Below are 24,747 nucleotides of genomic sequence, written 5' to 3' on the forward strand. Positions count from 1 at the left end.
AATTATTTAAAGGAGAGTGTAAATAAAATGATTTTATTAAAAAGAAAAAAATATGATGAAATATTAGATGAATGGTTATTAGAAGTAAAAAGTAATGTAAAAGAGTCAACTTATGCAACTTATAAATTCCATGTTGAACATCATATAAAACCTTATTTCAATAATAAACAAATTTCAAAAATCAAAAAAATTGAAATACAACAATTTATCAATTATAAACTGGAATATGGTAGATTAGATAATCGAGGGGGTTTATCAATAAAAACCGTTAAAGATTTAATTAATATCATAAAGCAAAGCTTTGGGTATGCTATTAATAAAAATTACATTGAAAATATGGATTTAAATTTTAAAATAAACAAAATACCGGATAAAGTAGTATTATTAGATGCTGATGATTTTAGTAAATTAGTTAATCATTTAAAGGATGATGATAACTATTTTAGTAAAGGAATATTACTAATAATGTGTACAGGAATGAGAATTGGTGAAGTGTGTGCACTTAAAAATAGCGATATAAATTTAAATACGAAAGAAATAAAGATTAATAAAACTTTACAAAGAATACAAGATGTATCAAATAAAAATAAAACAAAAATAATTATTACCGAAACTAAAACCGTTAATTCCAAAAGAATTATACCTATTCCTGATTCACTATTACCATATTTAAAAATTCAATGTAATTCTAACTATTATTTAACACAAACTGATAAATTTATTGAACCAAGAGTTTTTAGATATCGTTTTAAAAACAAATTAAAAAAACTTAATTTACCAGAAGTTACCGTCCATTCGTTGCGACATTATTTTGCAAGTCAATGTATTGAATTAGGTTTTGATTATAAATGTTTAAGTGAGATATTAGGTCATTCTTCGCCTACTACGACAATGAAACTATATGTGCATTCAAAAAAGAAGTATAAAAAGGCATGCATGGATAGGATTAAAATTTAAAGAATAAATAACAGCAAAGGTCCGAATTTAATATTAATTCAGATCTTTTTTCTTTTAGTACGTAACTAAAAGAAAAAGGAGTGAATTATGAAACCATTTGTAAAGTGGGCTGGAGGTAAAACACAATTATTAGATAAAATCGCTGAAAGATTACCATCAAGTATTAATGACTATTATGAACCATTTGTAGGTGGCGGAGCGGTTTTATTTAATTTTGCATTTAATAATGCAACTATCAGTGATATTAACGAAGAATTAATATTTACTTACAGGTGTATAAAAGAAAACTGTGATGAATTAATTAATAAATTAACGCAATTAGATAACGAACATGTAAATAATCCTAAAGAATTTTACTACCAAATTAGAGAAAATTATAACGATAAGATAAAAAATAACGTTAAGGATACAGATCTTGCTGCAATGTTTATTTATTTAAATAAACATTGTTTTAATGGCTTGTATCGAGTTAATTCAAAGGGACTATTTAATGTACCATTTAATCAAAAGAAAACAGGGAATTCTTTTGATCGTGATAATTTAAAACAAATATCTGATTATTTACAGAGTGTAACTATTAACTGTGAAGATTTTGAAAAAGCATGTAAAAATTGCAAAGAAGGTGATTTTGTTTTTTTTGATAGTCCTTATGCACCATTAAAGGATACTTCGTTTGAATCATATACAAAAGAAGGCTTTTCTAAGGAAGAACATATTAGATTAGCAAATCTTTTTAAACAATTAACATTAAAGGGTGTCAATTGTATGTTAACAAATCATAATACCGAATTTATTAGAGAATTATATATAGATTTTAATATTGAAGTAGTAAGTGTAAAAAGGTTAATTAATTCAGACTCTTCTAATAGAAATGGTGAAGAAGTAATTATTACTAATTACAAAAATAATTCAGATATTCAATTAATTAATGGAGATGCTTTTGAAATACTACCTAGTATTAAAGAAAAATCTATCGATATGATATTTTTAGATCCACCTTATTTTTTATCTAATGGTGGTATTACATGTTCTGGTGGTAAGCAAGTATCAGTAAATAAAGGGTCTTGGGATGAAAATTATAGTCTTGAAGAGAAAATAGATTTTAATCGTAGATGGTTATTAGAAGCTAAACGCATTTTAAAAGATACCGGAACTATTTGGATATCTGGTACATATCATAATATTTATATAATAGGATATTTGTTAGAAGAATTAGGATTTAAAATACTAAATAATATTACTTGGATGAAAACTAATCCACCACCAAATCTTGCATGTCGTTGCTTTACTCATTCAACAGAAACAATATTGTGGGCAAAAAAGAATCTAAAAAATGCTAAGTACACATTCAATTATCAGTTGATGAAAGAATTAAATGGAGGCAAACAAATGAAAGATGTTTTTGTTGGATCATTGACCCCAAAAAGTGAAAAGAAATATGGCAAACATCCAACTCAAAAGCCAGAGTATTTATTAGAAAAAATTATTCTAGCAAGTACTAATGAAGGTGATCTTGTTTGTGATTTTATGGCTGGAAGTTTCACTACTGGTGTTATTTGTAAAAAACTAAACAGAAGATTTATTGGTATTGAAAAAGAAAAAGATTATTACGAACTCGGATTAAAAAGAGTAGGTGATGTACATAATGAAACGTGATTTTGATCAGTGGATTGAATCATTTAGAAGTAACATTGCAGATTATAAATATTATGTAGATTTTGATAAAATATATAAAAATGTTGAAAATATTAATATAGAATTAAATATTCTTAATTCATTAATTGGAGTAAAAGACTTCGATGGTAAATTTAAAAAACTATGTACCGAATATCCTAAAATACTGGAGTGTATTCCAATATTAATAGCTGTTAGAAATAATGAAATAGAGATTCAAGAAAAGGATAAATCTATAACCTATAACTTTAAATACCATAAAAATGTAGTCTTAGATCAGTATTTAATAGATGACTATTTAACATTCATGATAGAAACTGGTTTAAAAGAATTGATTCAAAATCGGATAATTAATAATTTAGTAGATTATGTTTTGGGAGTAGAAGTCGGATTAGATTCTAACGGGCGAAAGAATCGTGGTGGTCATTTGATGGAAAATCTGCTAGAAAAATATATTCAAGAATTAGGGGTAGAATACTACAAAGAGATGTATACAAAAGAAATTGAAGATAGATGGAATATGGATCTTTCTTTGCTAACTAACGCTGGTGATGTAGCTAAAAGATTTGATTTTGTTGTAAAAACAAATAATCAAATCTATGCATTTGAAACTAACTTTTATAAAAGTGGTGGAAGTAAACTTAATGAGACAGCAAGAAGCTTTAAAAATATTGCAGAAGAAATTGATAAAATTCAGGGTATTACTTTTATTTGGGTGACTGATGGAAAAGGGTGGATTAGTGCTCGACACAATTTAAAAGAAACATTTGATGTATTAGATACTTTATATAATATCAATGATTTAGAAAATGGTATTCTAAATGTAGTTGTTAAATAAAACATATGTGTATAATAGTTTGACTTATTATAATATTATGTAGTCAAAATGAAGGTTATGTTAAAAGCCAATGTCATTAAGTTAAAGCCTTAACTTAATGACATTGTATATGAACTTATCTTTTTATAAATTAGATGACAGATGCTGCTTTTCAAAGACTGAGCGTATTTCATAATCAATATTATTAGCTTTACACCAGTTCTTAGCAAAATCCAAATTTTTATTATATTCATACTGAAGCCAATCATCTAATAAACCATACTCATCTAAATCTTCTTGAAAATCTCGATTAATATCATCGTATTTTTGTAATAAGTCATTTTTTATAACTTCATCTGATAATTCGTTTAAATAATCTTCATAAAAATTAAAACTTAGTAGATCTTCCAATGTTGGTAGTTGAATATAAATATCATCATTTAAAACCAAGTCCATTATATCATTATAACTTGCTGGATAGAGATTATTTAAACTAATATAAATTTTACGACCACTGACTGTATCATACATACAAGCACATTCGCTTGTAGTTGATATCATTTCATAAAGGATATCATCAATATCAACTGCATATTTTATTGGTTTATTATTTTTTATTAAATCACATAAAATAGTAGCTGATTGTTCAATTGAGCGATTATCAATAAAAAAATCTGATTTTATATCTTGATATATATCATGATAAGCATAAATATCTTGTAAAATTTCATCAAGATAGTATTGTTTGTGTTTGTTTTTATATTCATTATCAATATAAACATTGTCAAATTCGTCAGAAAAAATTAATCGATCAAAAATATGTTGTGGTGTGTCTTTAAGTACGATTGGTAAAATATTTCTACGATTAAGATATGGTTTTAGAAGTTCTTTGTAATTAATTGGTGAAACAGCAATTACAGAATTTTCTGATTTTTTGATTAATTTGTTTAATAAATCTATTTTTCTTTTATGACGATTATAATCATCAACATATATATTTAAAAAATCAGTTAGAGTCATATTATATTCTTTTGTTATTTCATTATCTAGATCATAAAAATCGTATTCTAATAATTGGGAAAGTCGTTTACCAATTGCTGATTTACCAACATTACTAACACCAAATAATAAAACATTCATCTATATCACCTTGCTTTAACTTCACTTATATTATCATGTTTAAATAAATATGTCTATATACATATAAATTAGTCTATATGTATATTTGACAACAAATCTATTTTAATATTTTTATATTTAGATAACTATCAAATTTAGAAAATTTTAACATATGAAGTATAAAAAAGGTAAATTTAAAAATAATTTTTGATAATAAGATTAAGCTTTGTTAATAATATAGCTTTCATTTCTTCAGAAAAAATTTGATTTTATGTAAAACTATTGTCGAAATATTAAGGAAAAACATCATTTATTGTAAAAGTTTATGGTATAATATCAAATTCGGATGGAGGCACAAATTATGGAAAAGCAAATTAACAAGTTAAATCAAAAATTTATTAAAAAATATGTCCTGTATGTAGTGCTAAATTACGGTTAAAAAAGAACAAAATTTATGGACATATTGTTATCGTTATAATAAAAAAGAGTGGTTACATTATAAATTAGCTAGTAAATTTTTAAAAAATAATAATGTAAAATTCCCTAATGATAATGGTAGGTTATATGCAGTGATAGGTCGGTATGGTTTGATATTAAAATGCACAGAACACCATAACATTTTAATAAATGATTTTTTCGACTTTAAAAATGAATAAAAGATATATTTGATTTTAAGACAAAACATTAATTTAATAATATTTGTAAAATATTTTTTAAATATTGCAATTAATCAACATATTCTAATATTAGTAAATTTAATGTAGATAAGTAAAAATGTTGTGCGTATTTATAGTTATGAAGATAGTCAAGATTTCATTATATTATATTTTTGATAGTTGACAAATAATTAAAATTTTAATAAACTTTAATAGAATTAAATAAACTGGTTCGAAAGCCAAACCCAGTATAAAAAACTAAGAATAATAATGAAAGTGGCTTTGCCACTTTTTATTATTATTTGGCTTCAAACTGTAATTTTGGAGAGGTAAGAAAATGAAAAAAAGAAAAGATTTAATTAAGATGATTACTTTAAACGGCATGGTTGCTACTGTTTATGCGGTGTTAACTTTGATGATCCAACCGCTGGCATATCGAGAATTGCAATTAAGGTTATCAGAGATTGTTGTATTATTAGCATTTTATAACAAGAAGCTAATACCTGGATTAGCAATAGGATGTTTTATAGCAAACATTCCTTCACCTTTAGGAATTATTGATTGGATCGTAGGTCCGCTTAGTACATTAGTTGTATGTTATTTTATGAATAGAGTAACGAATATTTATCTTTCGGCTTTAATTGGTTCGCTAGCAACAGGATTAATTATTGGTGGGGAATTGAGTTTAGTTTATCATATACCTTATTTAATTAATGCACTGTATGTTTTTATTGGTGAAGCAATTGTATTGTATTTAGGAACATTTGTTTTTAAACGATTAGAAAAGAATGTTAAATTTATAGAATATATTAAGGAGTAATTATGGAGCGTTATAGTCATATCTTAGAAAAAGATAAAAGAGAGATAGTTTTATTAAAGTCAAGACCATGTATATGGGGTAAGTGTTCGTTTTGTGATTATATTGAAGATAATGATGTTAATCAAAATGAAAATAAGAAGATTAATGATGAAGTATTGAATAATGTAACTGGTCAATATGGAGTATTAGAAGTTATTAATTCAGGTAGTTTTTTTGAACTACCTGATGAAACAATAGAAAGAATATATAAAATTATTGTTGAAAAGAAAATAAAGAGATTATATATTGAAGCTCATTATTTATATAAAAAGAAGATAAAAGCTTTAAGAGAAAAATTTAAAATAGAAATTATAGTAAAAACTGGTATCGAAACTTTTGATGATGAAATGAGAAACAATATTTTAAATAAAAATGTTCATTTTGACAAAATTGAAGAAATATTAGAAGATTTTGATTCACCTTGTTTAATGGTTGGTATCCAAGGTCAAACTAAAGAGATGATTAGAAAAGATATTGAAATACTAACCAAGTATTTTGATCATGGAACAATAAATATATATCGTAATAATTCTACGCCAATAAAAAGAGATGAAGAATTAATAAAATGGTTTGACGAAGAATATCACGATTTAAAAAATAATAGTAAATATGATTATTTAGGAATACCTACTGATTTTGGGGTCGGAGATTAGAATTTAGATATAAATTAAATACTAATAAACATATACCAAGAGGATAGTTTCTTTGAAATAGTTATTAATATTGCTTTATGATAGTTATATCTTATTTACGTTAAAATATGATGTTTCACTAATATAACTTATGGTTATATTAAAAGAAGCAGCTATATTAAAGAACTTACTAAAGAAAAACAAGAATAACTAGCATATTGTATCTTGAGGAATTAGTATAAAATTGATAAAATAGGTATGTAAAAAAATATTTAGATTAGGAGTGGAATATATGGCTATTTTAGCAGGTGATTTTAGAACAGGATTAACTTTAATTGTTGATGGTGATCCTTGTCAAGTTTTAGATTTTCAACATGTAAAACCAGGTAAAGGAGCTGCTATCTTAAAAACAAAGATGAGAAACTTAAAAACTGGTGCAATTCAAGAAAGAAACTTTAATGCTTCTACTAAGTTTGAAGCAGCAAACATTTCTAGAAAAGAAGCTCAATATTCATATCAAGCAGATGGTACATATTATTTTATGGATATGGAAACATATGAAACATATGAATTGGCTGAAGAACAAGTAGGAGATACTAAATACTATATTATTGAAGGTTCAACTGTTTCATTAATGTTCTTTGAAGGATTATTATTATCAGTATCAGTTCCAGAAAAAGTTGAATTAACAGTTGTGGAAACAGATCCAGCAATTAAAGGAGCACCATCTAACCAAACAAAAGATGCTGTTACTAATACTGGATTAACATTAAGAGTTCCTCAATTCATTGAACAAGGAGAAGTAATTGTTGTATTTACAGCAGATGGTAAATACTCAGGAAGAGCTTAATTAAGCTCTTTTTTAAAATTATGAATAAAATTGTCTTAATTACCGGAGGAGCTCAAGGCATTGGTAGAGCTATTGCTATTGAACTAGCAAAACAGGGCTATGATATAGTAATTAATTACTTAACATCGTCAAAAGAAGCTGAGTCATTGAAAGAGATGATTATTAAACAATATAATGTTCGTTGTATGATAGTTAAATGTGATGTTTCTAAAGAAGACAAGGTTGATGAAATGGTTTCATTGATTGAAGATACTTTTGGTGGAATTGATATTTTAATCAATAATGCTGCAATTGATTTATCAAACTTATTTCATTTAAAAAATGCTGAAGAATTTAGAAAAACATTAGATGTAAATGTAGTAGGGGCATTTAATTGTAGTAAGCGGGTATATCGTCATATGATCGATCAAGAATATGGAAGAATAATAAATATTTCTTCGACTAATGGGATTAATACTTATTATCCAATGTGTATTGATTATGATGCAAGTAAAGCGGCATTAATTTCAATGACGCATAATCTGGCTTTTGAATTTGCACCATATGTTAATGTAAATTGTATTGCCCCAGGATTCATTGGTACTGAAAATGAATTGGATGGATATGATGAAGAGTTTTTAAAGGAAGAAACAGAAAAAATAATGGTCAATCGTTATGGTAAACCAGAAGAAGTAGCTTATTTAGTTAAGTTTTTAATTAGTGATGAAGCAAATTTTATCAATAATACGATTATTCGGATTGATGGTGGACAAAAGGGAAGCTGTTAAAAATTGTTTAAGATTTATAAATTTGGCATAGTCGAGCAAGTCGTCTATGCCTTTTTCCTTTAAAGAGAATACTTTAAAATTTGGATAGTTAAAAAGGAGCACAATAATGTATAGTGCTCCTTTAATCAAAATTATTTTATTACATGACAGCTTAGAATTCCATAATATTTAAAACATTCAACTGCTTTTTCATCAATTACTTCACCACAAACCAAAATCGGAACTGCCGGTGGACAACCAACCGAAGCTTTTGCTAAGACTTTACCAATACATTTATCGATAGGTAATGTTTCAAAAGGTGAAAGCATGGCTTCACGAATTGACATAGATGCAGTCGGATAAGAAAATTGAGGTAGTGAAGTATTAATTGCTTGCTTACGGGGAATTTTTATTAAATAATCAGTCAAATATTGAATATCCGCTTCTTTATGTGAAGGTGTAAACATAAAAACAACATAGTCTGGATCAGAAAATTCCACAATTATATTTTGCTTTGCCAATAACTTGGCAAATTCATTTCCACTATATCCATAATCCTTTGTAGCAATCGTTAATTTAAGAGGTTCATTACCAATAAGCTGATAGCCATTTTCGACAAGCTTTTGCTTCATAGTATCAATAATTGGAATAAAATCAGTTAATTTATTTGTCAGTTGTTCTAAATATACATTCGCTAAATCCAAAGATTGCAGTATCAAATAAGAAGGACTTGTAGATCCAAATAATCTAAATGCTTCTTTTACATCACTATCTAAAAAAGATAATCGTTTTTTTGATAGATGAAGATAAGCCCCTCCGGTTAATACAGGAAGTGTTTTATGAGCTGAATCACAACACATGTCACAACCTAAATCAATTGGATGCAATGAAGTAGGGAGAAACTTCAAATAAGCACCATGTGCATTGTCTACTAGTAATAAGACATCATATTTATGACAAACATTTGCTAATTCAAAAATTTTAGCTTGATTACCTAAGTAATCAGGTGAAGTAATATAAATTGCTACCGGTAATTGTTTAGCTTTTTTTAATTCTTTATCAAGTGTATCTGGTTCAATTAGACAAGATAGATACGTATTATGGGGCGAATACAACCACTTTACTGAAAAGTCTAATAAGGCAACAGCACTAATAAATGTGCTATGAGCATTTCTTGCAGCCCAAATTAAAGGATTTTTAGATTTTTCTTTTGCATATTGTAAAGTTAGTGATAACATCGCCCGAATAGCATGTGAAGACCCTTCCGTTGAATAGAAAGTTCGCGAATTAAAAAGTTTACTTGCATTTAATTCACTTTCTTTGATGATGCCATGGGCTTCATATAAACTATCCGCTCCAACGATTTCGGTGATGTCGTAAGTCTCACACCCTAAATAGGAAGCTCCTTTATGACCAGGCATATGAAATCGTTTGGGATTTTGCTTATTATAACGGACAATAAAATCATGAATTGGTGTTTTCATTATTCATTTCCTGAAAAAGCTCGATTGATGGCTACCATAATTGCACATTCCATTCTTTTGCGGAATAACTCACACCCAGCTTCATAAACACCAGTAATTGAACCTGTAGCATGGTATGCATTTGCTGCACAACCACCTGAACAATAAAGTCTTGCCCAACAGTCTTTGCATTCTGGATGAGCGTAAACGTTACATGAAGCAAATTTATCTTGGATTTGATGATTTGTTACACCTTTCCAAACATCACCTAATTTAAACTTTTCATCACCTACGAATTGGTGACAAGGATATAAATCACCCCAAGGAGTAACTGCCATATATTCAGTTCCTGAACCACAACCAGAAATTCTTTTATAAATACAAGGACCACCAGTAAGATCAATCATATAGTGATAGAAAGTGAACGGGTCGTTTTCTTTATCGTGTTTTAACATAAGTTCAGCCAGTTTTTCATATTGATCCATTACAATTTCCATATCTTCTTTGGTTAGAGCAGAAGGATCATCAGCCCCGCTTACAACGGGCTCCATACTTAGTTCACGGAAACCAAGATCTAACATAGTTTGAACATCTTTTAAAAAGTCAGGATTTGCATGTGTAAAGGTACCACGCATATAATAGTCTTTGCCACCACGGGCTTTAACAAGCTTTTGGAATTTTGGGACAATTCTTTCCCAACTTCCCTTGCCAGCATAATCCACACGATAACGATCATGAATTTCTTTACGACCGTCTAAACTCAATACTACATTACTACATTCACGATTGGCAAATTCAATTACTTCATCATCAATTAACATTCCGTTTGTTGTTAAGGTAAAACGGAAATTTTTATTTTTTTCTTTTTCAATTGAACGAGCATAAGCCACTAAATCTTTTACCACTTGGAAATTCATTAGCGGTTCACCCCCAAAAAAGTCAACTTCAAGGTTATGACGAGTTCCTGAGTTTTCAACTAAAAAGTCAAGAGCCTGTTTACCAACCTCAAAACTCATTAAAGCCCGTTCACCTTTATATTTTCCTTGGCTTGCAAAGCAATACGAGCAATTAAGATTACAAGTATGAGCAACGTGTAGACACAAGGCTTTTACAACACCTGATGTTTTTTCTTTTAAAGTTCCAGCCATCGATTCAAAGGTATCATCAGCAAAAAGTTTTCCAGCATCTTTAAGTTCAGTGATTTGTTGATAGCATTCATACAAATCATTTTCGCTAATATCTAATCGATCTTTATAAAGTTCTTTCATTTCTGAAATTAATGTATCTTTATCTTTATCAAGATACTTAGCTATCATTTCATAAGCTACTTCATCAACTGCGTGAACAGAGCCTGAACAAACATCAAGCACGATGTTATATCCACCTAATTTATATTGATGTATCATATTTTAATTTCTCCTTTATAATATAAAAAATGTCGCCAAGTAGGCGGCATTATTTTTTGATTTAAATTACTTCTCGTTTTTCTTGTTTGTGTTTTCACATTTTTGATTAGCAATACCACAGCTAGTTTTGCAAGCAGATTGACAAGATGTTTGACACTCACCACAACCACCGTTTTTGGCGCTATCACAAAGATTACGAGTTTCAAGAGTCATAATGTGTTTCATAATAAACCTCCCAATTGTAATTTTTTATAGGTATCGATATTTTATACATTATTGAATAATATCTCGACTAAAGTTTATCATTTTTATAACAAAAAGTCCATAGCTTATTGCCATTTTAAAAAACGAGAAAAACATTTTAATCTAACTTATTTTCCATATTTGATAATGCTAGTAAAATCGATAGCTTTCCATATTCAAATGTTAAACCACCTTGTAAGTATAATGTATAAGGTTCAATAACAGGCGCATCAGCACTTAATTCAATCGTACTACCTTGTGTAAAGCTACCAGCAGCCATAACTTCATCAAATGGATACCCAGGCATTGGTGCTGGCAAAACATGAACAAAAGAATCAATAGGACTTGTCTGTTGAATACCTTGAGTAAAACTTACTAAATTATCTTTAGTTTTTAGTTCTAAAGTTTGAATAATATCAGTACGAAATTCATCATAGCGAGGAGACACATTAGAATATCCTAGCTTTTCTAACATATAAGCTGTAAACACAGCTGTTTTTAAGGCATTTTTGACAGCATTAGGGGCCATAAATATTCCCTTAAAAAAAGTATTGTTTAAATTAAAGTTTGCACCTAAGTCTTTTCCAATTCCCGGAGCTGTTAAACGCTCAGCAACCATGTGAATCAATATCTCATTTCCAGCAACATATCCACCTGTAGGAGCAATTCCACCACCAAGATTTTTCATTAATGATCCAACAACAATATCAGCACCAACATGTCCAGGTTCTTTAGTTTCTACTAATTCTCCATAACAGTTATCTACCATGATAATAACATCTTGATTAACTGTACGGATCTTATTAATAATTCTTTCAATTTTAGAAATAGAAAGTGATTTACGATGAGAATATCCTCTTGATCTTTGAATTTCTACCAACTTAACATTATTCTCTTTCAATCGATTGATAATACTTTCATCATCAAAATCATCATTAATCAATTCAATCTGTTCATACTTAACACCATTTGCTTTTAAAGAAAGACTAGAATTACCACTGATTCCAATCATTTCTTGTAGAGAATCATATGGAGCTCCAGTTAATGAAATCATCGTATCTCCATGTTTTAATAAAGCAGAAAGCGTTAAATAAATTGCATTTGTTCCACTCATAATTTGTGGCCGTACTAAAGCATCTTCACAACCAAGAACAGTAGCAAAAATCTTTTCTAATTTATTTCTTCCTTCATCATAATTTCCATATCCATTAATATCACTAAAATCAGAATAAGAAACTCTATTATCAATAAATGCAGATAATATACGGTTAGAATTCGCTAGACAAACCGCATCAATTTCCTTATAGATATCTTGTAAAACTGTATCAGATTCTTTAGCTAATTCTAGTAAATCAGGATTAATCTGTTCAAGTATCAATTATAAAACCTCCTATAATTAATTCATTGCTTATTATACACGAATCTTGTTAATTTGTACTGTTATCTAAGAAAGTAAATAATTTATTTTGTGAAATATTATAGGTAGCTATAAATATTATTTTCATTTATTTGATAAAGTGAAGATTTATTTTTGAAAGAACTTATTTTCTATTTGTGAGTATAACTTAATAAATATTCTACTATCCTATATTAATATCGATAAATTCTTAATAATGAATGAAAAAATGTTATAATAAGACATGATAGATGTACTTGTTGTTTTCATAAATAACAAAATTTATTGATTAAAAAGACGAAAGGAACAAAAAATGAGTGATAGAGTAATTATAAGACAATGTATAATTCCTATAATTGAGGAACATTTAAAGGATAATCTAGAGCCAAATACTATCAAAATGTATCAACAAATTATTGACCATGGAGTAAGTGAGGAAAGAGCAATTGAATTATTAGCTTTTTATTTCGAAATATACGTTAAAGAAAATTTTTTTAGTGATGAATTTGATAGTAAAAAATGGAAAAAATTTTTAGATAAATTAACTCCAATTTATCATATTCCTGGAGAATATGTATTTGATATTCAAGAAGAACGGGCCAATTTACGTGCTATTGCGCGAAATTATGGCAAAATCAAAACTGATACAGAGAAGTGGGAAGATGAACTTTATGTAGTTGAATCGCATTTATTAGTTTACAATGAATTGTATGCAATTGATAGTTATGAAGCCAAGAAAATCATTAATATTGTTATTAATCGTTTATTTGATTTAAAAAACGGATATACCAGCGATTATACAGATTATGCACATGAAGATATTTTATCATTAGCTGATGGATTAGAGCAAATCTGTAATCCATATGCAAATACTCAGCTATATGATTATTTATCAAAATTTGTTGATTTAGAAGATCAAGCAAATTTTTCTGATATCTTCAAAAGTGTTTTCATAGTACTGGCAAAAGTGTTAGATAGTATTATTTTTCATGAAAAAAAATCAGGTAAGTACGGATATTTTGATTTTATCAGTCAGTTTATTGATGTAGATAAATGTATTGATGAAGGACCAGTATTCTTTTTTAATGATCATACTTTAGAAAAGTAATTTAACTAGATTAATTGGAAATTAGTATGTAATAGTGAAGTTTGTTAAAAAATTTGAAAGATGAAAATAGCTGATGAAAGTTAAAGAATTGAGAAATTTATTAAAGGATAAAGATATCAAAGATATTAATGATGCTTTTGTTGAAGTTTATAAAGCTTTACCAAAAGCTAAAAAAGAAGAAATAGATCCATATATTATTAGTATTATTAATGGTGAAGGTAAAAAGAAACCAAAACCAGAAGAACTATCATTGCCAGAATTATTTGATCAGATTTCTTTTTTGATCAATAATGCTTATTTAGGAAATTATATTGGACCTAATCGAATAATACCCAAAAGGGATAGATTTAAGTGGCGTTTTCAGGTTAAAAGATATCTTAAAGTATTATTGGCTGTCAGCGCTGAAGATGAAAATTTTGCCACGGCTGTTAATTTTATCGAAGAAATTTATCGAATGTTAGCATATGGCTGTGGTATTTATATTTTTTCAAGCGACGATCCATTTGCATCAGTAGGCATTAGTCAAGTAGATTTATATCAGCAATATGTAAGTCGTCAAATGCAATTAGAAATAAATGAAGAAGTGATTCGAAAGATGGTTAATCATGCTGTTGATTGTTATTTAAGTAGGACATGTTTACATATTGAGCTGTATTCGGTCTTAAATTATTATGTTTGTCAAAATGAATATCGTACGATGGTACTTGCCTATGGAAAACAGTTGATTAAATCGCAGCATGAAAAATTATCACAGTCAAAGAAATACGATGATCATCGCTATATTTTAATTAGATCAATTGAGGAAATGAATGATTTGATTTTTATTTTTGAAGATAATTTTACCATAAAAACATTGAGTTATTACTTTAAAAACAGATTTGAAACTAAAGATACTACGTTTGAAAAAGCAATAAAATTAGTAGAATTATTTAAAACCGATAAAGACTGGCTGATAACATATAAATATGGAATTAAACGTAAAATTCAGTTTAGTGATAAACAAAATGCTAAATATCAAAAGCTTTTAAAAGAAATAAATTAAGATAAATCTATATATTAAAAATATAAAAGGTGGTGAAATAATGGATTGGGAAGATTTATTTAGAGAAGTAATCTTAGATCGTGGTTATGATTATTATCTTGAAGATGCAGTAGAATTACAAAATGTAACTAATGATCATATTGAAGCAATAGTAAGTGGTAATGAAGAATATGAGGTGGAAATTGATTTTGATCATGATAGAATAGTGGGGATGTATTGTTCCTGCCCTTACGCTGAAAAAGGTTATAATTGTAAACATATGGCAGCAGTCTTATATAAATGGCAAGAAAATAAGCAAGATCAACTTGTAATATCTAATGATTGTTCTTCAACAGATTCAAATAACACGCTAACTGATTTAATAAAAGGAGCTAATCAAGAGCAGGTAAATGAATTTTTGTATGATGTTTTAAATAATGATACTAATTTACTGACAAAATTCAGACAATATATTAATAATTATGAAATTAGTATCAATGAATATAAAAGTGAAATTGATCGAGTGGTTAGATCATATCTAGGGCGTAATTATTTTATTTCTTATGATGAAGCAAATGATTTTATCGATACTATGGAAAATTATATTTATCATGATGTAAATGGGATGATTGATGATGGTGATTACCTAAAAGCTTTTGAATTAACTTGTTATTTATTTGTAAAAGTTGGAAACGTCGATATCGATGACTCTGATGGTGGTACCGGGACGTTTGCTGATTTATGCTTTAAAACCTGGAATCAAATTTTGGATGAGTGTGATGAAATGATTGAAGAAAAGATATATAATTGGTTTATTGGTCATTTAAATGGTTCAGTTATTGATTATATGGAAGATTATATTGAAAATATATTAATGAGTCGGTTTAAAAGTGAAAAATTTTTGAAGGAAAAATTAAGATATACAGAAAATAAAGTTAATTTTTTAAAAAAGCAATCAGGCAACTGGTATACAGATTTTATTTTTGAAAAATGGGTATTACATCATCTTGAGATAATGGAAGAATTAAAATATTCTGTCGATGATATTTATAGTTATTGCCAAAAATATTGGCAATATTCAAGAATTCGTGAATATTATATTTCAATTTGTATTAATCAAAAAAAATATAACGAAGCCATTAAACTTATAAACGAATCACTCCAATTAGATGCTGGTAAACGTGGGTTGATTATTGAATACAGAACAAAACTTAAGGAAATATATAAACAAATAAATAACGACGAAGCCTATAAAGAGCAGCTCTGGCAACTGGTTACTACAGACAACCCTGGCAACTTAGATGATTTTAATGAATTAAAATCGTTATATTCAAATAAGGAATGGATAAATATTCGCGAACAAATATTTGCAATGCTTCCTGAAAATGTTCGGATTGATCGTTTATTTGAACAGGAAAAATTGTATGATAGATTATTAATGTATGTTTTAAAAACGCCTGGTTTAAATTGTTTATTTGAATATGAAAAAGTTTTGAAATTACAATATCCTCAAGAACTGTTACAAAAATATACCGATGAGTTAAATCAAAAAGCTAGATATACTGCCAATCGTAAGACATATCAAGAGTGGGTAATGATTTTAAAAAGGATGACCAAAATTACTGGTGGTAACATAGCGGTAAAAAAGATAGTAACTGAATGGAAAAAAATATATAAAAATAGAAGAGCGATGATGGAAGAATTAAATCGCCTATAGGAGTTTGAACAATGAAAAAAACAAATGCAAAACAAGCACAAGAAGAACTAACAATGATATTGTTGTATTTATCAAGATTTGAACGTAATCAATATAATGATGATGAAAAATTTTATTATGCTTGGAAAGGATATGATTTTGATGTTATCAATAAATTAGATGACGATGATTTTATTAATCAAGGAACACGACCTTCAAGAACAAAAAGTGTCTATATTTCCAAAAAAGGAGAAGAATATGCTAGAAAATTAATGGAGAAATATGGGATTTCTGATTGGTAAGCAATGATTGCGTGGGTCAATAAAGCATCTTTATTATCTGTAAAATGAGCCAGTCTATATAGACTGGCTCTACTAGTGATATTGATAAAAGGGTAAAGATATCGATAATCTAAATAATAGTGGGGGTTATATCAGATTTAAATAAACTTGGGGGTGCAAAAAACAGGGCTTTTTTATTAATTTAAATTTTTTTAGGATATTTTATAGATATTTATTATCTTGATTTACCATTAGATATAGGGTGAAAAATAAGAGTTAGATAATTCCAAAATTCTTGAAAGTTTTCTAAGTTGACTGGATATGATTTCGTTATATATTTTGATACCTTTTCCACTATATGTTTTCCTGTATATCGATGATTAAATCTTCATTTTTGCTCATGTAAAAATAACGGCAGTGATTCTTTTTTTTACTCCATGATATATCCTGATGATATTGTTTTGTACATTGCCCGCTATTGTATTTAGCCATTTTAATCAGTGATTTGCCTCACTTCACTACATACTGTTTTTTTCTACTTTTAATGAAAGAATAGTGAGTACAACCGCATTTTTCGCAGTAAAATCCGGTTGACCATTTAATCTTAAAAAAATAATTAACGCAGGCAATATAATCATTACTGTATTTATCAACAATTTCAACCAAAGAATCCTTTTTAGGTTTAAGCTTATTATTAGACATCCCGATCACCTCGAAATAATTATATTAAAAAATATAAACTCCAGTTAAATGAACATAATGTTTAAAACCTCTTTCTTGGTTTTTATCTAATTTTGTTGTTTTTCTAAGAATATGTCATCTTCTGCATCAAGTAGCTAACGAAGAAATTGAGTAAAAATTTATATTACTAAATAACTTAGACATCTTATGTTGATATTAAAATAAACGTTGTATACTTAAATATACTTAAAAATTTAAATACATCTTATGTTGATTTAACGCTCTTTTATATTTAGATTATAATTCTTTTAAAAATAAATGGCAAATTTAATGTCATTTTAGGTGTATTTAAATTAATTATTCATTTTATGTATAATTAAGAAAAAATTGATTTTATTTTAATTATATTGAACAATAATTAAAGAAATGTTAGAATTTAAATATAGGAAGAATTGGTTAAATAGATGTATCATAAAAATCATATTTTTACCGCGATATGTAAGCGCTTATAAAAAAATAGGAGGAGAACATGGATATATATGAACTAAAAATAAAAATTTATTTATTAAAAGACATTAAAGTTAATGAAACACAGAATTATTTAGCTTATTTTATTGATAGTGTATTAGTGAAAAATAAGCAATATGCTCAAATGCATGAACAAAACACTTATAAATATTATACATTTGATAGTTTATATCCGCTTGCTAAAAATGGTATTTATAAAGCAGATAATATTTATGTATTTAGAATTAGAACAATAGATTATAAACTAGCAGAGTATTTTAGTAATAATTTAAGTAATAATAGAACTAATGAATTACAGGGATTAACTACTAATATAAAGATCTTAAAACAGCATTTAATCAAAAAAATATATACACTAACTCCAGTGATAATAAAAACAGAAAATGGTTATTGGAAAAATAATTTAAGTTTAAATGATTTTGAAGAACGTTTAAAAACAAATTTAATAAAAAAATATAACAATTTATTTAATTGTAAATTAGATGAGGATTTTCAATTTTATAATTACTTAAAATTTAAAAATAAAGTTCCTGTTTCTCGTAAATATAAAAATATTACTTTATTAGGCGATATGCTGGAACTTGAAATTGCAGAAAATGATATAGCTCAAAAATTAGCATGGTTAGCAATAGGTGTATCGCTTGGAGAACTTAGCGCTCGTGGTTACGGTATGGTTAATTATCAATTTTATTAAAAGGGAGGGAGAAATGTATGCTTGATGAATGTTTGAAATATTTTGAAGAAGAATTAAACGGGCATAAAAACATGGTAATAGATACGATTGTTCCTGCTGATGGTGATTATGTTTTAGTTTACCAGGATGGAACATATAATACTTATAAAATTAAGTATTCAAAAAAAGATCGTACGTTTAAAGAAAGACCAGCAACTGATATTTTAAATAAAATTCGTTTTTATGATTATTATAGTCAACTTGTCAGTATGAATAAGCCACAAGATCCAGGTAAAATAATTCATTCAAATAATTATTTGTCTTTGTTTGTAAAAAAAGAAAGTTTTAAAAATGGTAAAATTAATAATGAAGTAATTGAACGATACTTTAAAGTTTTAAAAGCTCCTCAAGAAAAGTATAAACGAACAGATTTAAAAATGTATGAGTTTATTAGTCTAGGATTAGATGAATTGAATCAGGATGATTTAAAGAAAAATGAAGAATGGTTAAAAAATCATATATATAATCTAGAAGGTGTTGATTATGATGAAAAGGGGTATTTAAAAATATTTTTTGAAGCTAGTGATAAAACTTATATTAATGAGGGTAATCGCTATATTTTAACAAAAATATTTAATTGTAATGATTATAATATCTATTCTAATAATACTGTATATGGATTGCCAAATTATAATATGCAGTTAAATGCTAAAAAACCGTTTTTAGAAAATAAAACTCGTTTAAAAAAAATACCATATTTAATTTCTTTGCAACAAGCAATTATTGAAAAACAATTTTTTGATTATTTAATGAATTGTGCTAATGAAGGAAAGACAAATATTTATATTGATAATGATGAATTTGCTTTTAAGAGAATTATTTGTTTAAAAAACCAGGAGAAGCTAGATGAAGCAAAATTTAATGGGATTTTTTTAAAAATACAAAAAGGAAAAGAATTAGAAATTCATTATTTAGATTCTTTAACTAATTATACTACTTTATTAAGACCGGCTTTTAATTTTATTAATGTAATTGGAGCTTTGGAAGATGAATGCTATAAATTGTATAATGAAAGATTTGAAGTTGAAAATTTGATCGATGACATATTATTTTCTAGGTATTTAAAAAATAATTATTTTACGCCAATTGAAGATTTAAAAGGAATTGATAGTATTTTTAAAAAAAATATTATTAAAGCTCGTGATGCGATTTTTCAATGGCGATATTTAGGAAGAATTGAAAATATTAATACAATATTAAAAGATGTTGCTTTTGATATGGTTAAGTATTCACTTAAAAATGGATATTTAAAAAAAGCACAAAAGCAATTAAATTTGTATTTTAGTTTAAATAAATATTTTAACAATGAGGAGATAAATATGGCAGATGTAAGAGATAGTTTACGTAATAAAATCAATGCACAAAAGCAATTAAAGATTGAAAATGATGAGGAATATAGTTTTGCTGTTGGTCAAGCTATATCTTATTTACAAGATAGAAGTAAAGCAAAAAATAATATGCAAGATATGATCAATCAATTTTTATTTATAAAAAATGACAATGTATTAAAAACTAGATTAAGACAGCTATATCAACGCTATAGCTATGATTTAAAAAAAGGTAGAAATCGTTATAGTATTTTAATTGCAATGATCATGGAATATGATAAGACCAAGAAAATAGATCATAATAAATTAATAGCAGGATATTTAGGAGAAAATTTAGTTTATGAAAAGAGAGGTAACGAAGATGAATAAAAGAGTATATGGTGTAATAGGAATTTCTTCGATTATGGCTAATTGGAATGCTGACTTTTCTGGTTATCCTAAATCATTATCAGATGGGACTGTATTTGGCAGTGATAAAGCTTTAAAGTATCCAATGAAAAAAATGTGGCAGAACGAAGGAAAAAAAGTTTTATATATTAAATCAATGAAATTATCAAAACAAAAAGATGGTAGCGTAACTTTAGTTCCTAATTCCTTAAAAGAACGATATGAAAAATTATTTAATGTTAAGGATTTAACTAAATGTAAAGATACCAAAGAAGTTTTAACAAATTTAATGCAGGCGATTGATGTCAAAAATTTTGGAGCAACATTTGCCGAAGCAAAAAATAATATTTCCATTACTGGAGCAGTACAGTTTGGACAAGGAATAAATAAATACGATGGCAGTGTACCAGAAGAACAACAAATATTATCACCTTTTAGAGATGGTTCCAAAGATGATCAAAAAGAATCTGAAGCTAAAAATTCAACCTTAGGTACTAAAATAGTTAGCAATGAGGCCCATTATTTTTATCCATTTTCTATTAATCCCAAAGCATATGATGAATTAGTATCTTTAGGAGTTAGTGACGGTTATACAGAAGATGACTATCAAAATTTTAAAAGAACTGCATTAGTTGCAGCAACATCGTTTTCTTCTAATTCAAAGGAAGGTTGTGAAAATGAATTTGCTTTATTTGTAGAAACTAAAGATGATGTTTATTTACCAAATTTATCGCAATATATTGATTTTAAAAAAGATGAGGGAAAAAATAGAATAATTATTGATTGTGATTTGTTTGTAAACATTGAAGGAATTTTAAATATTGAAATATATTATAATCCGCATACTACTATTTTAGAAAATAATATTTCAAAGGCAAAAATTTATCATATAGTTACTAAAAAAGAGGTGTAGCTGTATGAAGGCTTTAAAATTTACTTTAAGTGGCAAAACTGCTTTTTTTAAACGACCAGAAGTAAATACTTATTATTATTTTACTTTTGGAAATATTCATAAAGTAGCTTTATTAGGAATTTTTGGTGCTATTTTAGGATATCAGGGCTATAATGCTACTAAAGATAAAGGGTTACCAGAATTTTATCAAAAATTACATGATTTAAAAATATCAATTATTCCAAGAAATAAAAATGGTTATATTTCAAAAAAAATACAATATTTTAATAACTCAGTTGGATATGCATCAAATGAAACTGGCGGTAATTTGATTGTTAAAGAACAGTGGTTAGAAAATCCGATTTGGGATATAGTGGTTTTATTAGATTGTCAAGAGGCTGATAAGTTAGCTTTGTCATTATTAAATAATACTTGTATCTATATTCCCTATCTAGGAAAAAATGATCATCCTGCTAATATAAGTAATGTTGAAATTATTGAACTTACGGAAAAAAAGATTAATGAGGATAAAATTGTTTGTTTATTTCCAAAAGATATGTTTGAAGAAGCGGATGATCAAGGGAACTATTACAAATATCAAGAAAGTTTACCTATTGGATTGAATAGAGAAACCGGGATGTATGATTATGAAATTTTTATTCAAACTAATTTATTATTAGATGGTAAAACAGCATATAGTTTTAATCAAGAAAATATTATATTTTATTAAGCCCGCTAACTAGCGGGTTTTATTGAAGGTGATAAAAATGAATATCGATAAATATAGTGTTTCATTAAAAGAATTAATTGATCACGATGATAAATTTTATGCTCATAGTGAAGGAAATCGGGTAGAAACAATTAATGAACACATTGAATTATGTATTAAATATTTAAAAAGGATAGTTAGTGTAAAAAATATTGATGGAATTATCACAAAAATAATTCAATCAAATCAAAATTTGCAAGCTGGTAGTTCTAAAGAATTATTTATTGAATTATTTATTAATACGATCGTATTTCACGATATTGGTAAAATTAATCCTAAATTTCAAATCGATAAAATGCACAATAATCATTTAAAAGATATTGCGTCAGAAAGAAATTATCAATCAAGACATTCATTGTTATCTGCTTATATTTACATTGCTTATTATAATGAAAAGTTAAAAGATTTGCCTAAAAACATAAAATTTACAATGATGATATATATGTATCTAAATGCCTTTGTGATTTCTAGACATCATAGTCAGATAAATGATTTAAAATCTAACTTTATTAATGATATGATTGATGAAAATGAAATAAATCTTAATTTAATACAATGGTTTAATGAAAATTTATTAAAATTATTAAAACAACAAAATGAAGTCAGTTTGATAAAAAAAAGGCCATGGCAGAAAATGGAATGTTTTTTAGCAAAACAATCAATTAATAATCAGATCAATGTTTATTTATATGTAAGATTGTTACACTCTTTGTTAGTTACTTGTGATTATCTAGCGACAAGCGAATTTAAAAATCGTAAAGAAATAGCGATCAATAATTATCAATTTGATGAAATTATTGAAGCTTATAATAACAATGATTTAATTAAAAAAATAAGAGAAAATGATGTAGCTAAAATTGAAGGGATAAATAGACTTAGAACTGAAATATTTTTAGAATCAGAAAGGAATTTATTGAATAACCTTGATAAAAATATTTTTTATCTTGAAGCACCAACAGGAAGTGGCAAATCTAATACAGCTCTAAATTTAAGTTTGCAATTAGTTAATAGATGTGAAAATTTAAATAAGATAATTTATGTTTATCCTTTTAACACTCTAGTAGAACAAAATGTTGAAAATTTAGCTATGAGTTTTAAAGGAACAAATGTAATGGATAAAGTTGCTGTAATTAATTCAGTAACTCCAATTAAAGTTGATGAGGAAATGTCGATATTATATAGTGAAAATGAAAAATATCAACAGGCCTTACTAGATCGGCAATTTTTAACCTATCCAATTCTTTTAACTACTCATGTTAGTTTATTTGACACAATGTTTGGTAATAATCGTGAGTCTTCATTTGGTTTTTGTCAGCTTGCAAACTCTGTAATTGTTTTAGATGAAATTCAAAATTATCGAATTAATATTTGGAACGAAATCATTATTTTTTTAAAACAATATGCCAAAATATTGAATTTAAAAATAGTTATTATGTCAGCAACACTACCTAATTTAGAAATACTAGCTTTAAACGATGATAAATCAATCCAATTGATTAATAATAAAGATAAATATTATCAAAATAAGCTTTTTAAAAATCGGGTTAAATTAGATTATCATTTATTAAATGTTAATGATGTTGAAGAAAAATTATTTAATGAGATTTGTAAACAAAGTAAAAGCCAAAAAAGAATAATGATAGAATTTATTTGCCGAAAAACTGCTGATAAATTTTATCAAAGATTAAAAAATACAGAAATAGATTCTCAAATATTATTTATTAGTGGTTTAGATAGTGTTATTGAAAGAAAACGAATTATTGAAAAAGTAAAAAATTTATCAAGTTTAATTCTTGTTGCGACACAAGTAGTTGAAGCTGGGATAGATATCGATATGGATATTGGATATAAAGATATATCTAAACTAGATAGTGAAGAACAGTTTATGGGTAGAATTAATCGTTCAAGTAAAAGAGTAGGATATGTTTATTTCTTTAATTTAGATAATGCAATGAAAATATATAATGGTGATGAACGGGTTGATCCAAGATTTACTTTACAAAATGAAAATTGCAAAAACTTTTTGGAATCAAAAAATTTTACGGGTTATTATGATAAATTACTACAAATTGTTAAAGATTCAGTCAATCAAGATAATGATAATAATTTACAAGCTTTTTTTAAAGAACAAGTTGGTATATTGAGTTTTATAAATGTTGCTAAAAAAATGAGTCTAATTCTTGATACAAGAGATCGAATCAGTATTTATTTAGCCACTATTATAAAAGATGTAGATGGTCATATATATGATGGCAAAAAGATCTGGACTAGATATGAAAAATTATTGAAAGATAATGAAATGGATTATTCAAAAAAAATAGTCGAGTTGTCAAAAATAAAAAGTGAAATGAATTATTTTATATATCAAATTGATAGAAATTGTAGATTCGATTATGATAAACAAATTGGTGATCTTTATTATATTGATGGTGGTGAAAAATATATGAAATATGGGAAGTTAGATATGACTATTTTTGATACAGAAAACGAATTGTTTATATAGGA

22 protein-coding genes and 1 riboswitch are annotated in these 24,747 nt (G+C 26.8%); of the genes, 16 read left to right on the forward strand and 6 right to left on the reverse strand.

The window, feature by feature from the left end; translation table 11 throughout:
• Positions 1–27 precede the first annotated feature (27 nt).
• The 3 genes from B5F09_RS06195 (at position 28) to B5F09_RS06205 (ending at position 3,469) form a co-directional block, all read left to right on the forward strand.
• Positions 28–957, forward strand: a complete 930-nt coding sequence (locus B5F09_RS06195; protein ID WP_087372691.1) for a site-specific integrase — start codon at positions 28–30, stop codon at positions 955–957.
• An 87-nt stretch (positions 958–1,044) separates the two neighbouring features.
• Positions 1,045–2,613 (forward strand): Dam family site-specific DNA-(adenine-N6)-methyltransferase, encoded by a 1,569-nt coding sequence (locus B5F09_RS06200; RefSeq protein ID WP_087372695.1) that lies wholly within the window; start codon positions 1,045–1,047, stop codon positions 2,611–2,613.
• The gene (locus B5F09_RS06205; protein ID WP_087372698.1) at positions 2,603–3,469 is read left to right on the forward strand and encodes a type II restriction endonuclease; all 867 of its coding nucleotides are present in this window, start codon (positions 2,603–2,605) and stop codon (positions 3,467–3,469) included. Before B5F09_RS06200 ends, B5F09_RS06205 begins: the two co-directional genes overlap by 11 nt.
• Positions 3,470–3,592: 123 nt before the next feature.
• Here the strand turns inward: B5F09_RS06205 and B5F09_RS06210 are convergent, their stop codons facing one another.
• Positions 3,593–4,588, reverse strand: a complete 996-nt coding sequence (locus B5F09_RS06210) for a UPF0158 family protein (RefSeq protein WP_087372702.1) — start codon at positions 4,586–4,588, stop codon at positions 3,593–3,595.
• A gap of 856 nt (positions 4,589–5,444) precedes the next feature.
• Positions 5,445–5,491: riboswitch (PreQ1 riboswitch) on the forward strand.
• A 69-nt stretch (positions 5,492–5,560) separates the two neighbouring features.
• On the opposite strand from B5F09_RS06210, the gene B5F09_RS06215 reads away from it, so the two are divergent.
• The 4 genes from B5F09_RS06215 to B5F09_RS06230 all read left to right on the forward strand — a co-directional run bounded on the left by B5F09_RS06215 (position 5,561) and on the right by B5F09_RS06230 (position 8,331).
• On the forward strand, positions 5,561–6,043 hold the full coding sequence (locus B5F09_RS06215; RefSeq protein ID WP_087372705.1) for a QueT transporter family protein: 483 nt from the start codon (positions 5,561–5,563) through the stop codon (positions 6,041–6,043).
• Positions 6,044–6,045: 2 nt separating this feature from the next.
• Entirely contained in the window at positions 6,046–6,735 is a 690-nt protein-coding gene (locus tag B5F09_RS06220) for a radical SAM protein (protein ID WP_087372708.1), read from the forward strand.
• Positions 6,736–7,006: 271 nt separating this feature from the next.
• The gene (gene efp, locus B5F09_RS06225) at positions 7,007–7,564 is read left to right on the forward strand and encodes an elongation factor P (RefSeq protein ID WP_087301718.1); all 558 of its coding nucleotides are present in this window, start codon (positions 7,007–7,009) and stop codon (positions 7,562–7,564) included.
• Positions 7,565–7,584: 20 nt separating this feature from the next.
• Positions 7,585–8,331: an SDR family NAD(P)-dependent oxidoreductase gene (locus tag B5F09_RS06230; protein WP_087372710.1), complete on the forward strand. Its 747-nt coding sequence runs from the start codon at positions 7,585–7,587 to the stop codon at positions 8,329–8,331.
• Positions 8,332–8,462: 131 nt separating this feature from the next.
• Here the strand turns inward: B5F09_RS06230 and B5F09_RS06235 are convergent, their stop codons facing one another.
• The 4 genes from B5F09_RS06235 to B5F09_RS06250 form a co-directional block, all read right to left on the reverse strand.
• Positions 8,463–9,794, reverse strand: a complete 1,332-nt coding sequence (locus tag B5F09_RS06235) for an aminotransferase class V-fold PLP-dependent enzyme (protein ID WP_087372713.1) — start codon at positions 9,792–9,794, stop codon at positions 8,463–8,465.
• Positions 9,794–11,179 carry a thioether cross-link-forming SCIFF peptide maturase gene (scfB, locus tag B5F09_RS06240; protein WP_087372716.1) on the reverse strand — a complete coding sequence of 462 codons (1,386 nt, stop codon included), beginning with the start codon at positions 11,177–11,179 and terminating at the stop codon, positions 9,794–9,796. Before scfB ends, B5F09_RS06235 begins: the two co-directional genes overlap by 1 nt.
• 66 nt (positions 11,180–11,245) lie before the next feature.
• Entirely contained in the window at positions 11,246–11,404 is a 159-nt protein-coding gene (scfA, locus tag B5F09_RS06245; protein WP_083784286.1) for a six-cysteine ranthipeptide SCIFF, read from the reverse strand.
• Positions 11,405–11,540: 136 nt separating this feature from the next.
• Complete coding sequence (locus B5F09_RS06250) at positions 11,541–12,800, reverse strand: methionine gamma-lyase family protein (RefSeq protein ID WP_087372719.1); 1,260 nt, start codon at positions 12,798–12,800, stop codon at positions 11,541–11,543.
• Between the two features lie 331 nt (positions 12,801–13,131).
• Between B5F09_RS06250 and B5F09_RS06255 the strand changes: the two genes are divergently transcribed.
• The 4 genes from B5F09_RS06255 to B5F09_RS06270 all read left to right on the forward strand — a co-directional run bounded on the left by B5F09_RS06255 (position 13,132) and on the right by B5F09_RS06270 (position 16,945).
• On the forward strand, positions 13,132–13,926 hold the full coding sequence (locus tag B5F09_RS06255) for a hypothetical protein (RefSeq protein WP_087372722.1): 795 nt from the start codon (positions 13,132–13,134) through the stop codon (positions 13,924–13,926).
• Positions 13,927–13,999: 73 nt separating this feature from the next.
• A complete protein-coding gene (locus B5F09_RS06260; protein ID WP_087372725.1) occupies positions 14,000–14,968 on the forward strand; it encodes a hypothetical protein in 969 nt (322 codons plus the stop codon).
• A gap of 40 nt (positions 14,969–15,008) precedes the next feature.
• Entirely contained in the window at positions 15,009–16,664 is a 1,656-nt protein-coding gene (locus tag B5F09_RS06265) for an SWIM zinc finger domain-containing protein (RefSeq protein ID WP_087372726.1), read from the forward strand.
• An 11-nt stretch (positions 16,665–16,675) separates the two neighbouring features.
• On the forward strand, positions 16,676–16,945 hold the full coding sequence (locus tag B5F09_RS06270; protein WP_087372729.1) for a DUF6429 family protein: 270 nt from the start codon (positions 16,676–16,678) through the stop codon (positions 16,943–16,945).
• Positions 16,946–17,434: 489 nt separating this feature from the next.
• Here B5F09_RS06270 and B5F09_RS06275 read toward each other — a convergent pair whose 3' ends face one another.
• The gene (locus B5F09_RS06275; protein WP_087372733.1) at positions 17,435–17,626 is read right to left on the reverse strand and encodes a transposase; all 192 of its coding nucleotides are present in this window, start codon (positions 17,624–17,626) and stop codon (positions 17,435–17,437) included.
• Between the two features lie 508 nt (positions 17,627–18,134).
• Between B5F09_RS06275 and cas6 the strand changes: the two genes are divergently transcribed.
• The 5 genes from cas6 to B5F09_RS06300 are packed head-to-tail and all read left to right on the forward strand — an operon-like array spanning position 18,135 to position 24,745.
• Positions 18,135–18,827, forward strand: coding sequence for a CRISPR-associated endoribonuclease Cas6 (gene cas6 / locus B5F09_RS06280; RefSeq protein ID WP_087372736.1), 693 nt, complete (start codon positions 18,135–18,137; stop codon positions 18,825–18,827).
• A 17-nt stretch (positions 18,828–18,844) separates the two neighbouring features.
• On the forward strand, positions 18,845–20,563 hold the full coding sequence (locus B5F09_RS06285; protein ID WP_087372741.1) for a hypothetical protein: 1,719 nt from the start codon (positions 18,845–18,847) through the stop codon (positions 20,561–20,563).
• The gene (locus B5F09_RS06290; protein WP_087372744.1) at positions 20,556–21,494 is read left to right on the forward strand and encodes a type I CRISPR-associated protein Cas7; all 939 of its coding nucleotides are present in this window, start codon (positions 20,556–20,558) and stop codon (positions 21,492–21,494) included. Before B5F09_RS06285 ends, B5F09_RS06290 begins: the two co-directional genes overlap by 8 nt.
• A gap of 4 nt (positions 21,495–21,498) precedes the next feature.
• Complete coding sequence (gene cas5b, locus B5F09_RS06295) at positions 21,499–22,203, forward strand: type I-B CRISPR-associated protein Cas5b (protein ID WP_087372747.1); 705 nt, start codon at positions 21,499–21,501, stop codon at positions 22,201–22,203.
• Positions 22,204–22,240: 37 nt separating this feature from the next.
• Complete coding sequence (locus B5F09_RS06300) at positions 22,241–24,745, forward strand: CRISPR-associated helicase/endonuclease Cas3 (RefSeq protein WP_087372750.1); 2,505 nt, start codon at positions 22,241–22,243, stop codon at positions 24,743–24,745.
• Positions 24,746–24,747 lie beyond the last annotated feature (2 nt).

The sequence above is a fragment of the Erysipelatoclostridium sp. An173 genome (genome assembly GCF_002160495.1).
Taxonomy (GTDB): domain Bacteria; phylum Bacillota_I; class Bacilli_A; order Erysipelotrichales; family Coprobacillaceae; genus Thomasclavelia; species Thomasclavelia merdavium.